The 12435-nt window shown below is 65.3% G+C and carries 13 protein-coding genes; 5 read left to right on the plus strand and 8 right to left on the minus strand.

Annotation, left to right across the window (positions count from 1 at the left end; all coding sequences use genetic code 11):
• From Q1J79_RS14210 to glmU, 6 genes are all read right to left on the minus strand, one after another.
• Positions 1–737 (minus strand): cobyric acid synthase (locus tag Q1J79_RS14210; RefSeq protein WP_300301536.1); only part of this gene is annotated, 737 nt, incomplete at its 3' end.
• Positions 734–1261, minus strand: a complete 528-nt coding sequence (gene cobU / locus Q1J79_RS14215; RefSeq protein WP_300301538.1) for a bifunctional adenosylcobinamide kinase/adenosylcobinamide-phosphate guanylyltransferase — start codon at positions 1259–1261, stop codon at positions 734–736. The genes Q1J79_RS14210 and cobU, both read right to left, overlap by 4 nt.
• A complete protein-coding gene (gene gor, locus Q1J79_RS14220) occupies positions 1261–2616 on the minus strand; it encodes a glutathione-disulfide reductase (RefSeq protein WP_300301540.1) in 1356 nt (451 codons plus the stop codon). The genes cobU and gor overlap by 1 nt, the downstream gene beginning before the upstream one ends.
• The gene (locus Q1J79_RS14225; protein WP_300301542.1) at positions 2603–3211 is read right to left on the minus strand and encodes a protein-tyrosine-phosphatase; all 609 of its coding nucleotides are present in this window, start codon (positions 3209–3211) and stop codon (positions 2603–2605) included. Before Q1J79_RS14225 ends, gor begins: the two co-directional genes overlap by 14 nt.
• A gap of 13 nt (positions 3212–3224) precedes the next feature.
• Positions 3225–5051 (minus strand): glutamine--fructose-6-phosphate transaminase (isomerizing), encoded by a 1827-nt coding sequence (glmS, locus tag Q1J79_RS14230; RefSeq protein WP_300301546.1) that lies wholly within the window; start codon positions 5049–5051, stop codon positions 3225–3227.
• Between the two features lie 12 nt (positions 5052–5063).
• Positions 5064–6416, minus strand: a complete 1353-nt coding sequence (glmU, locus tag Q1J79_RS14235; RefSeq protein ID WP_300301549.1) for a bifunctional UDP-N-acetylglucosamine diphosphorylase/glucosamine-1-phosphate N-acetyltransferase GlmU — start codon at positions 6414–6416, stop codon at positions 5064–5066.
• Positions 6417–6560: 144 nt separating this feature from the next.
• Between glmU and gph the strand changes: the two genes are divergently transcribed.
• The gene (gene gph, locus Q1J79_RS14240) at positions 6561–7229 is read left to right on the plus strand and encodes a phosphoglycolate phosphatase (RefSeq protein ID WP_300301551.1); all 669 of its coding nucleotides are present in this window, start codon (positions 6561–6563) and stop codon (positions 7227–7229) included.
• 6 nt (positions 7230–7235) lie between these two features.
• Here the strand turns inward: gph and maiA are convergent, their stop codons facing one another.
• Positions 7236–7874, minus strand: a complete 639-nt coding sequence (maiA, locus tag Q1J79_RS14245; RefSeq protein WP_300301553.1) for a maleylacetoacetate isomerase — start codon at positions 7872–7874, stop codon at positions 7236–7238.
• Positions 7875–8056: 182 nt separating this feature from the next.
• Here maiA and thiS point away from each other — a divergent pair, with 182 nt between their 5' ends.
• Positions 8057–9046, plus strand: coding sequence for a sulfur carrier protein ThiS (gene thiS / locus Q1J79_RS14250; RefSeq protein WP_300301556.1), 990 nt, complete (start codon positions 8057–8059; stop codon positions 9044–9046).
• A gap of 24 nt (positions 9047–9070) precedes the next feature.
• Entirely contained in the window at positions 9071–9700 is a 630-nt protein-coding gene (locus Q1J79_RS14255; RefSeq protein ID WP_300301558.1) for a DedA family protein, read from the plus strand.
• 7 nt (positions 9701–9707) lie between these two features.
• Here the strand turns inward: Q1J79_RS14255 and Q1J79_RS14260 are convergent, their stop codons facing one another.
• Positions 9708–10163 carry a MarR family winged helix-turn-helix transcriptional regulator gene (locus Q1J79_RS14260; protein ID WP_300301560.1) on the minus strand — a complete coding sequence of 152 codons (456 nt, stop codon included), beginning with the start codon at positions 10161–10163 and terminating at the stop codon, positions 9708–9710.
• A gap of 95 nt (positions 10164–10258) precedes the next feature.
• On the opposite strand from Q1J79_RS14260, the gene hppD reads away from it, so the two are divergent.
• Positions 10259–11326: a 4-hydroxyphenylpyruvate dioxygenase gene (gene hppD, locus Q1J79_RS14265; protein WP_300301562.1), complete on the plus strand. Its 1068-nt coding sequence runs from the start codon at positions 10259–10261 to the stop codon at positions 11324–11326.
• A 21-nt stretch (positions 11327–11347) separates the two neighbouring features.
• On the plus strand, positions 11348–12435 hold a 1088-nt coding region (locus tag Q1J79_RS14270), incomplete at its 3' end, for a homogentisate 1,2-dioxygenase (RefSeq protein ID WP_300301564.1).

The raw sequence follows: 12435 nt of genomic DNA on the forward strand, positions 1-12435 counted from the left end.
GCCACATTATCCAGCGCCATGCTGTCCTCGGCCGGCAGGCGCGCCACCTCGGGCAGATGCGGCAGCACGCCGAAACTGCGCCAGCCGGTGCGCTGGGTGATGATCTGCAGGCCGCTATCGAACAGGCTGACATCGCCGCGGAACTTGTTGATCAGGAAGCCGGCCACCTGCGCGGCCTCTTCCGGCTCCAGCAAAGCCGCCGTGCCGACCAGCGAGGCGATCACCCCGCCACGGTCGATATCGCCCACCAGCACCACAGGAACATCCGCGCGAGTGGCGAAGCCCATATTGGCGATGTCGTTGGCGCGCAGGTTCACCTCGGCCGGCGAGCCGGCGCCTTCCACCACGACGAAATCGGCGTCCTGCTTCAGTTTGCCGAAACTCTCGGCGACGAAGGGCCACAGCTCGGCCTTCCTCGCCAGATAGCCGCGCGCATCGGTGCTGCCATGGATGCGGCCCTGCACGACGATCTGGCTGGTGCGGTCGCCCTGCGGTTTCAGCAATACGGGATTCATGTGCACGCTGGGCGCGACGCCGGCGGCACGCGCCTGCAGGGCCTGGGCGCGGCCGATCTCGCCGCCATCGGCCGTGACGGCGGCATTGTTCGACATGTTCTGCGGCTTGAACGGCCGCACGCTGTAACCACGCTTCACCAGCGCGCGGATCACGCCGGCGCACAGCACCGACTTGCCCACATCCGAGCCGGTGCCCTGGAACATCAGGCAGCGCGCGGTCATTTCAGGACCAGAGACAGGCCGGCCGACATGAACACGGCGTGGTCGGCCTGGGCTGCGATGGCCTGGTTCAGGCGGCCCTGGTGATCGCGGAAGTCGCGGGCGAGTTTATTCTCCGGCACGATGCCGAGGCCGACCTCGTTGGAGACCAGCAGCACGGGAAACCGCACGGCATCGAGCGCCGCCAGCAGGTTGGCGGTTTCCACCGCGATGTCGCGGTTGGCATGCATGAGATTCGACAGCCACAGCGTCAGGCAGTCGACCAGAACCGCGCCGGTGTCGGCCGGCAAGGCCCGCAGTATTTCGGCAATCGCGATCGGCGCCTCGATATCGTGCCAGCGGTCGCCGCGCCGCGCCTTGTGCTCGGCGATGCGGGCACGCATTTCATCGTCCCAGGCTTCCGCCGTGGCGATATAAACCAGTCTGCCGTCATGCTTCTGCGCCAGCTCCTCGGCCAGCCGCGACTTGCCCGAGCGCGCGCCGCCGAGGATCAGGGTGATCTTCGCGTCGGCGCGCACCAGAGCCATCAGGCCTTGACCTTCTCGCGCAGGGTGACGAACTCTTCCGCCGCCGTCGGGTGGATGCCGACGGTGGCGTCGAAATCGGCCTTGGTGGCCTTGGCCTTGATGGCGATGGCGATGCCCTGGATGATCTCGCCCGCCTCCGGTCCCACCATATGGGCGCCGACCACGCGGTCGGATTTCGCATCGACCACCAGCTTCATCAGGATGCGCTCGTCGCGGCCCGACACGGTGGCGCGCATCGGCCGGAACGTCGTGCGATAGACATCCACCTCGCCATAGGCCTTGCGCGCATCCTCCTCGCTCAGGCCCACCGTGCCGACGCTGGGCTGGCTGAACACGGCGGCCGGCACGTCGTTGTGGTCGGCCTTGCGCGGCGTGTTGCCGAACACGGTATCGGCGAAGGCATGGCCCTCGCGGATCGCCACCGGCGTCAGGTTGATGCGGTTGGTCACGTCGCCCACGGCATAGATATTCTCCACGCTGGAGCGCGAATAGTGGTCCACCACCACCGCGCCATCGGCATCGGTTTCCACGCCCACGGCTTCCAGGCCCAGGCCATCGGTATTGGGCTTGCGGCCGGTGGCGGCCATAACGGCATCCACCTCCATCGTGCTGCCATCGGTCAGATGCACCAGCAGGCCGCCGGCCACCGTCTCGATCTTCGTGACGTCTGTTTTGACCTTCAGGTCGATGCCGCTCTTGACCAGCTCGCCTGCCAGGTGGCTGCGGATATCGTGATCGAAGCCCCGCAGGATCTGCTCGCCGCGATAAAGCTGCGTCACCTTGGCGCCAAAACCGTTGAAGATGCCGGCGAACTCGCAGGCGATATAGCCGCCGCCGATCACGATGATCCGCTTCGGCATCTCCTTCAGATGGAAAGCCTCGTTGGAGGTGATCATCAGCTCGGCGCCGGGAATGGCCGGCTTCACCGGCCGGCCGCCGGTGGCGATCAGGATCGTGCCGGCGGTGACCGCCTTGTCGTTGACCACAACGGTATGGGCATCCTTCAGGGTGGCGCGGCCATCGAAGGTCTTCGCGCCGGCATTCTCGAACAGGCCGCGATAGATTTTCTCCAGCCGGCCGATTTCCCTGTCCTTGGCGGCGATCATCGCCGGCCAGTCGAAGCGGCTTTCGCCCACGCTCCAGCCAAAACCGGCGGCATCCTCGAAGGCGTGCGAAAATTCCGAACCGTAGACCAGCAGCTTCTTGGGCACGCAGCCCCGGATCACGCAGGTGCCGCCATAACGGTATTCCTCGGCCACCGCGACCCTGGCGCCATGGCCAGCGGCAATCCGGCCGGCACGCACGCCGCCGGACCCGCCGCCGATCACAAAGAGGTCGAAATCATACTGGCTCATGGGGGTCGGATCCTTCCGCAGCATATTCCGTGGGCAATTCATGCCCACGACCGACGCTGGAGATCAAGGTCCGAACCTCGGGATAGCGATGGGCCGTGGCAATGTGGTGCAGCCGCAGCGCTTCGACAAGCGTGCCGCCCAGGCCCAGCAGGCGGTCGGCATGGCCAATCATCACCGAATTGGGCCAGGCTTTCGGCCGGATCTCGCCGAGCGCGGCGAAGATATCGGCGGCGCGGCCGGGATTGCGCTGCGCCATCAGCGCAACCGCCGATGCCGTGGAGCGCGACACGCCGGCATAGCAATGGATCAGCAGGTGATCCACGCGATCGGCCGCCAGCTTGTCTCCCACCTTCAGGATGGCGGCGACATCGGCTTCGGTCGGCATGGTGCGGCTGCCGTCATTGGCGACGATATCGTAGAAACGGAATTCGTCGCGCAGGGCTTCCGGGTGATGCACATAGCCCTCCGGCGCCGGCGTGCCGGGGTCGAGGATGCCGAGGATATGCGTCACGTCGCCGGCGAACTGCTCCAGCTCGGCGACCCCGCAGATGCTGAGGCGGAAGGGCAGCAGGCGCCGGGCAACAACCGGACTCATTCCCCAATCCTCTTCATTCCACCGTCACCGACTTGGCCAGGTTGCGCGGCTGGTCAACATCGGTGCCCTTGAGCACGGCGACGTGATAGGCCAGCAGCTGCACCGGGATGGCATAGAGGATCGGCGCCACGAAGGGCTCCACCTCGGGCAGCACCACGGTGGCAAAGGTGCGGTCGTCCACATGGGTCAGGCCGGCCTTGTCTGACATGAAGATCACCCTGCCGCCCCGCGCCATCACCTCCTGCATGTTGGAGATGGTCTTCTCGAACAGCCCGTCGCTCGGCGCGATCACGATGACCGGCACCTGCTCGTCGATCAGGGCGATCGGGCCGTGCTTCAGCTCGCCGGCGGCGTAACCTTCGGCATGGATATAGGAGATCTCCTTGAGCTTCAGCGCGCCTTCCAGGGCCAGCGGAAAACACGGGCCGCGGCCGATATAGAGCACGTCGCGCGCGTCCATGATCTTCTCGGCCAGGGCCTGCAGGTCGTCGTCGTGGTTCAGCACCTCGGCGGCATGAGCCGGCACCTCGATCAGGGCAGCCATCAGGCGGGCGCTTTCCGCCTCGCTCAAGGCCTTGCGCGCCCGCGCCACCGCCAGGCTGAAGGCCGCCAGCGTGACGAGCTGGCAGGTGAAGGCCTTGGTCGAGGCGACGCCGATCTCCGGCCCGGCCTTGGTCGGCAAGACGCCGTCGGCCTCGCGCGCCATGCTGCTTTCCGGCACGTTGACGATCACCAGGGTGCGGCCGCCATTGGCCTTCACATAGCGCATCGCCGCCAGCGTATCGGCCGTCTCGCCCGACTGGGAGATGAAGATGGCCAGGCCCCTGGGGTCGACCGGCGCCTCGCGGTAGCGGTATTCGGAGGCGACATCGACCTCGACGCTGATGCGGGCATAACGCTCCAGCCAGTATTTCGCCACCAGTCCGGCATAATACGACGTGCCGCAGGCGACGATGGTGATGCGGCTGATCTGCGCCAGGTCGATGCCCAGGTCGGGCAGATGCACCCAGCGGTCGGTCGGGCTGACCACGGTGTTGATGGTGTCGCCCATCACCGCCGGCTGCTCATAGATTTCCTTCAGCATGTAATGGCGGTAATTGCCCTTGCCGATCATGGCGCCGCTGATCGCGGTGGGCCGCACCGCGCGCTCGACCGGTTTGTTGTCGGCATCGAAGAAGCGCGCGCCCTCGCGGCTCAGCACCACCCAGTCGCCCTCGTCCAGATAGGCGATCCTGTCGGTCAGCGGTGCCAGCGCCAGCGCATCGGAGCCGAGATACATCTCGCCATTGCCGAAGCCGACCGCCAGCGGCGCGCCGCGGCGGGCGCCGATCAGCAGGTCGTCCTTGCCGTGAAACAGGATGCCCAGCGCAAAGGCGCCGCGCAGGCGGCCCAGCGCGGTCGCGACGGCTGCTTCCGGCGCCAGGCCGTCAAGCAGATACTGGTCGATCAGGCGCAGGGCCACTTCGGTATCGGTCTGGCTGTGGAACTTCTGGCCTTTCGCGGCCAGCTCCTCGCCCAGTTCGCGGTAATTCTCGATGATGCCGTTATGCACCAGCGCGACGCGCTCGGTGGCATGCGGATGCGCGTTGGCCTCGTTCGGCGCGCCATGGGTGGCCCAGCGGGTATGGGCGATGCCGATCAGGCCCCGCAGCGGCTCGACGTCCAGCCGCTCCTCCAGCCGGGCGATCTTGCCCTCGGCGCGGCGGCGCTCGATGGCGCCGCCCTTCGCCAGAGTGGCGATGCCGGCGGAATCATAACCACGATATTCCAGCCGCTTCAGGCCATCGATCAGCAAGGGCACGACATCGCGCGTACCGACCACACCGACAATGCCGCACATGACTCAAACTCCTCAGGTCTTTGTCTTCTTCTTGGCCGCCTTGATGGCGCGGAACTTCGCGGCCAGGCCGGGTTTATCTTCCTGGCGGCCACGCGCGACGCTCAGGGCATCGGCGGGCACGTCGCGGGTAATCACGCTGCCGGCAGCCACCATGGCGCCGGCGCCGATCTTCACGGGCGCCACCAGCGCCGAATTGGAGCCGATGAAGGCCCCGGCCCCGATGTCGGTATGGTGCTTGTCGAAGCCATCGTAATTGCAGGTGATGGTGCCGGCGCCGATATTGGCCTTCGCGCCAACGCGGGCATCGCCGATATAGGTCAGGTGATTGACCTTGGCGCCCGGCTCGACGGCAGCATTCTTGATCTCGACGAAATTGCCGATATGGGCGTCCGTGCCGATCTTCGCTCCCGGCCGCAGGCGGGCAAACGGCCCGATGGTGGCGCCATTGGCGATGCTGGCGCCTTCGATATGGCTGTGGCTGCGGATCGTCACGTCGTCGCCGACGCTGACGCCGGAACCAAACACCACAAAAGGCTCGATGACGACATCGCGACCGAATGCCGTGTCGCCGCGCAGATAGACGGTATCCGGCGCCGTCATGGTCACGCCGGCCGCCATGGCGGCCTGCCGCAGGCGCTGCTGCATCGCCGCCTCGGCCAGGCTCAGCTCGGCGCGGGTATTGATGCCCATCACCTCGACCGCATCGGCCTCGACCACGCGGCAACCCCAGCCCCTGGCATTGGCCTGCTCGACCACGTCGGTCAGCAGGTATTCGCCCTGGGCATTCCGGTCCGAAAGTTTTTTCAGCAGAGCCGGCAGGCGGGCGCCATCGAAAGCCATCAGGCCGGCATTGCACAGGCGCACGGCGCGTTCTTCGGCCGAGGCATTCTTGTATTCGACGATCTTCTCCAGCTGGCCCTTCGGAGTGACGATCAGGCGGCCATAGGCGCCCGGGTCATCGGGCCGGAAACCGACGATCACCGCCGCCGGATCGCTTTTATGCCGGCGCATGGCCAGCAGGTTTTTCAGCAGGGCCGGCGTCAGCAGCGGCGTGTCGCCATAAAGCACGACCACGTCGCCGCCAAAGCCTTTCAGCGCCGGCATGGCCGCCATCACCGCATGGCCGGTGCCGCGGGCGGGATGCTGGATTGCCGTCACGGCCGGCTTCGCCGCCGCGGCCACCGCCTCCTGGTCCCTGCCGGTCACCACCACCACGCGCGCGGGCTTCAGCGTGGCGGCGACATCAAGCACATGACGCAGCATCGGCTGGCCGGCGACGGCATGCAGCACTTTGGGCAGGCGCGACTTCATCCGCGTGCCCTGCCCCGCTGCCAGCACCACAACCGCTACCGCCCGCTTAACCATTGGCCGTTTCGCCATCCGCCTGTTCCGTGTACAAAAAGCCGCGATTCGCCGCTTTCGACGCGGCGGACTGTGTCATAGCCGTGCCGGCCAGCGGAAATCAAATGGTCTTTCCGTCTGTTTCAGGGTCTTTCCAATTGTAACGCCATGACTCGCAAAGCAATTCTGTTCGATCTCGATGGTACGCTGGTTGATACCGCGCCCGACCTGGCCGCCGCCACCGACTATGCCCTCACCCGCGCCGGACGGCCCGCCATCGGGCTGGATGCCGTGCGCATGCTGGTGGGCGACGGCGCCCGCGCCCTGATCGAGAAGGGCTTCCAGACCACCGGCGGCATGCCCGACGCGGCCGGCTTCGAGGCCGCCATGGCCGACTTCCTCGTCTATTACGCCGACCACCTGGCCGATACCAGCCAGCCGTTTCCCGGCGTGATCACCAGCCTGGCGCAGCTGGCCGAACAGGATTACGCGCTGGCCGTCTGCACCAACAAGCCGGAAGGCTTCAGCCGCAGCCTGCTCCGCCAGCTCGGCATGCTTGACCTGTTCGGCGCCGTGGTCGGCGGCGACAGCCTGGCCATGCGCAAGCCCGATCCCGGCCATATCCATGGCACGCTGGATGCGCTGGGCAGCGATTTCGCCTGGGCCGCCATGGTGGGCGATTCCGCCAACGACGTGAATGCTGCCAAGGCAGCCGGCCTGCCCTGCGTGGTGGTCAGCTTCGGCTATACGCGGATTCCACCCCACGAGCTGGGCGGCGATCGCCTGATCGACCGTTTCGCGGAATTGCCGGAAGCCCTCACGGCCCTGGGCGGCTAGCCGGGCCTATTCAGCATCCGGCTGGCGATCCGGGGCCGCCCTGGCGAAAACCTCCAGCTTGCGACATTCGGCGTCGATCCGCACGATGGTCGGGCAGGCCGAGAGGTCGCAGTTGAACCGGCGCGCATTGGCCACCTGCGGCACCAGGCAGACATCGGCCATGGACGGCGTGTTGCCATGGCAGAACTGGCCGGTGGCGGCGCTGTCGTTCAGCATTTTCTCCACCGCCTGCAGGCCGTTTTCGACCCAGTGGCGATACCACTGGTCCTTTTTGTCCTCGGGCAGCCCCATCTCCTTGACCAGGTAGCGCAGCACGCGAAGGTTGTTGAGCGGGTGGATGTCGCAGGCGATCGCCAGCGCCAGGGCCCGCACCCGCGCGCGGGCCACCGCACCGGCCGGCAGCAGCGGGGGATTCGGGTGGGTTTCCTCGAGGTATTCGACAATGGCCAGCGACTGCGTCAGCAGGGTGTCGCCGTCGACCAGGGCGGGCACCTGCTTCTGCGGGTTGAGGGCGGCATAGGCCTCGGCCAGCTGGTCGTTCTTCTGCAGGTGGATGAAGTGGTTGTCGTAATCCAGGCCCTTGAGATTGAGCGCAATCCGGACCCTGTAAGCCGCAGATGACCTGAAATACCCGTATAACAGCATGCAAATCCTCCCCAGAGGCCGGGATTTTACTGCAATCGCGTTATGTTACAAAGCCTTCATGGGAATCCGACCAATGTAAGGGTTGCCGGGCCGGCTTGCCCCGCTCTATTGTCTGCGCGCCTTCCGGACCCCATCTGACCGGTATGGTCAATAAGACGGCGCGGAGCAGGGTAGCGCAGAGCATGCAGTTGACGATCAATGGTGAAGTCCGCGAGATGGGCGGGATGGCGACGGTGGCCGAGCTTCTGGCCGCATTGACGCTCGATGCCCGCAAAATCGCCATCGAACTGAACCGCGAAATCATCCCGCGCTCGGCTTATGCCGAAACCAGCCTGAACGACGGCGACAAGATCGAGATCGTGCATTTCATCGGCGGCGGCAACGCCCCGTTGTCCGCTGGCCAGGGCGATTATTTCGAAGTGGCAGGCAGACGCTTCCGTTCGCGGCTGCTGGTCGGCACCGGCAAGTACAAGGATTTCGAGCAGACCAGGCTGGCGATCGAAGCTTCGGGCGCCGAGATCGTCACGGTCGCGGTGCGCCGCGTCAACGTCACCGACCCGAGCCAGCCGATGCTGGTCGATTACGTCGATCCGAAGAAATACACCTACCTGCCCAACACCGCCGGCTGCTTCACTGCCGACGACGCCGTGCGCACCCTGCGGCTCGCCCGCGAAGCCGGTGGCTGGAAGCTGGTGAAGCTGGAAGTGTTGGGCGACCAGAAGACGCTCTATCCCGACATGGAGCAGACGCTTTCCGCCACCAAGCTGCTGGTCCGGGAAGGCTTCGATGTCATGGTCTACTGCGCCGACGATCCGATCGCGGCGAAGAAGCTGGAAGACCTGGGCGCCTGCGCGATCATGCCGCTGGCCGCGCCGATCGGCTCGGGGCTGGGCATCCAGAACCCGGTCAACATCCGCATCATCATCGAGAATGCCAAGGTGCCGGTGCTGGTCGATGCCGGCGTCGGCACCGCCTCCGACGCGGCCATTGCCATGGAGCTTGGCTGCGATGGCGTACTGATGAATACCGCCATCGCCGAGGCGAAAGACCCGGTCCGCATGGCGCAGGCCATGAAACTGGCCATCGAGGCCGGCCGGCTGGCCTATCTGGCCGGGCGGATGCCGAAGAAGCGTTACGCCGATCCCTCCTCGCCGCTCGCCGGCCTGATCTGAACCGGCGATACAGGGAAGCAGGCAGTGGAAATCGACATCTACCACCTGATCGAACAGTATCGCGACTGGTTCTACATCATCACCTTCATCTGGACGTTCCTGGAAGGCGAGACTTTCGTGATTTTCGCCGGTGCAGCGGCCAGCCAGGGCCTGCTGCACATGTACTGGCTGATCGCCGCGGCCTGGCTGGGCAGCTTCGCCGGCGACCAGCTTTATTTCTGGATCGGCCGGCAATACGGCCACCGGCTGCTGAAGCGCTTCCCCAAGCTGCAGGGCGGCGTCAACGTCGCCCTCGACATGCTGCACAAATACCATGTCGGCTTCATCCTCAGCTTCCGCTTCATCTACGGCGTGCGCAACTTCTCCTCGCTGGCGATGGGCATGAGCATGATTTCATGGCCGCGTTTCGCCGGGCTGAACTTTGTCGCCGCCGGCCTGTGGTCGAACGCGTTCTGCTGGGCCGGCTATCTGCTCGGGGTCGCCTTCGAGGCGGTGCTGGGCGACATCGCCAAGGATTTCGGGTTGATCATGCTCGGCATCTTCGCGGTGGTCGGCATCGTGCTGTTCCTGGTGCATCGCCGCGGCAAGGCGCGTTTCGAGGCGAAGATCGCCGCACAGCAGGCGAAGCAGGTTTTGCCGCCCGCCTCGGAATAGACGGCCATCAGCGGCCGGCGTCCACCGCATCCATCTTCGCGTTCAGCCTGTCGATGATGCGGTCGAGCTGCACCGCCTCCTCCGCCGTCAGCGCGGTCAGCAGGTCGCGCTCGAAGCCCAGCGCCAGCGGGGCGATCTCGGCATAGACCTGCTGCCCCTTCCCCGACAGGGTCAGCCGCGATTTGCGCTTGTCGCCGTCGTCGCGCTCGCGCTCCAGCAGGCCCTTGCCTTCCAGCGCCGCCACCGCGCGGCTCACCGTCACCTTGTCCATCGCCGAGCGTTCCGCCACCTGGTTGGCGCTCAGGCCGGCATAGCGGCCAAGGATGGCGATCACCCGCCATTCCGGAATGCCAATGCCAAACCGGTCGGCATAATGGCGCGACAGCGCCCCACTGATCCGGTTCGTCACCACCGACAGGCGGTAGGGCAGGAACCGTTCCAGTGCCAGCGGCGCTTTGGCCATTTTCGTATTCCCCATGACATCGGCTCTTGAATATAGTTGCAAATGTAACTATTATGCGACTCAATCGCAATTCAGTTCAAGGGAGGATAATCCCCATGGCCGACCTGTTCGACAACCCGATGGGCACCGACGGCTTCGAATTCATCGAATATGCCGCGCCCGAGCCCGAGAAGCTGGCCGCGCTGTTCGAGCGCATGGGCTTCCAGGCGGTGGCGAAGCACCGCTCCAAGAACGTGACGCTTTATCGCCAGGGCGACGTCAATTTCATCCTCAACGCCGAGCCGGCCAGCTTCGCCCAGAGCTTCGCCCGCATCCATGGCCCCTCCATCTGCGCCATGGCCTTCCGCGTCAAGGATGCCGCCAAGGCCTACAAGCGCGCCATCGAGCTGGGCGCCTGGGGCGTCGAGCCGCATGTCGGCCCGATGGAGCTGGCGATCCCGGCGATCAAGGGCATCGGCGACAGCCTGATCTACCTGGTCGACCGCTATGGCGAGCGCGGCACCATCTATGATGTCGATTTCGTGCCGCTGCCCAACACCGAGCGCAACCCGCAGGGCGTCGGCCTCACCTATGTCGACCACCTGACCCACAACGTGCATCGCGGCCGCATGGCGGAATGGGCCGAGTTCTACGAGCGCCTCTTCAATCTCCGCGAGATCAAGTATTTCGACATCGAGGGCAAGCTGACCGGCCTGAAATCCAAGGCGATGACCAGCCCCTGCGGCAAAATCCGCATCCCGATCAACGAAAGCTCGGACGACAAGTCGCAGATCGTCGAATATCTCGATGCCTATCATGGCGAGGGCATCCAGCATGTCGCCCTGGGCACCAACGACATCTATGGCACGGTCAGCAGCCTGCGCGGCCGCGACGTGCCGTTCCAGTCCACGCTCGATACCTATTACGACCAGGTGCCCGGCCGCGTGCCCGGCCATAACGAGGACGTCGCCCGCCTCAAGGAACTGCAGATCCTGATCGACGGCGCGCCGACCCAGGGCCAGGGCCTGCTGCTGCAGATATTCACCGACACGGTGATCGGCCCGATCTTCTTCGAGATCATCCAGCGCAAGGGCAATGACGGCTTCGGCGAGGGTAATTTCAAGGCCCTGTTCGAATCGATCGAGCTCGACCAGATCCGTCGCGGCGTGCTGAAAGCCAATTAAGAAATCAGGAGGAAACGTCCCATGGCCAAGACTTGGATTCCGATGACCCACAGCGAGGGTCAGACGGCCCGCCAGGCCCATGTCGCCCTGCCCCAGGGCACTTTTGAGCGCGAGATGGGCAAGGAGGGCTTCTTCGGCCCCGCCGCCCATCTCTACCATGCCAACCCGCCCACCGGCTGGATCGACTGGGAAGGCCCGCTCAAGCCACGCGCCTTCGACACGGCGAAATTCGCCGATGCGGTCGACTGCCCGTGGAAGGCGAAGCTGCTGATGGGCAATGCCCATGTCAAATACCGCCACCTGCTGATCACGCAGGCGATGGATCATCTGGTGCGCAACGGCGATGGCGACGAGCTGCTGTTCGTGCATGAAGGCAACGGCGCGCTGTTCTGCGATTTTGGCCATATGGATTACAGCGAAGGCGACTACATCATGCTGCCGCGCGGCACCATGTGGCGGCTTGAGCCGGCATCACCCAGCAAGATCCTGCTGATGGAAGCCACCAACGACAGCTACCGCCTGCCCGACAAGGGCCTGCTCGGCCCGCATGCGATCTTCGATCCCGGCGTGCTCGACATCCCGCGCATCGACGATCCCTTCCGGGCGCAGCAGCAGAAAGGACCCGCCTCGGGCGGGAAAAACTGGCGCGTGGTGATCAAGCGCCGCGACCAGCTTTCCACCGTCACCTATCCCTATAACCCGCTCGACGTGGTGGGCTGGAAAGGCGACCTGACGGTGGTCAGGCTGAACTGGCGCGACATCCGGCCGCTGATGAGCCACCGCTACCACCTGCCGCCCTCGGCGCATACCACCTTCCTGGCCTCGCGCTTCGTGGTCTGTACTTTCGTGCCGCGTCCGATCGAGTCTGATCCGGAAGCCCTGAAGGTGCCGTTCTTCCACAACAACGACGATTACGACGAGGTGATCTTCTATCACCAGGGCCAGTTCTTCAGCCGCGACAACATCCATCCCGGCATGATCACCGTGCATCCCTGCGGCTTCCCGCATGGCCCGCATCCCAAGGCCTTCGCGGCCGGGGCCAAGGCCGCGCGCAAGGAAACCGACGAGGTGGCGGTGATGCTGGATACCCGCGATGCGCTGGACCTCGC

It is taken from the genome of Ferrovibrio sp. (assembly GCF_029255545.1).
Lineage (GTDB): Bacteria > Pseudomonadota > Alphaproteobacteria > Ferrovibrionales > Ferrovibrionaceae > Ferrovibrio.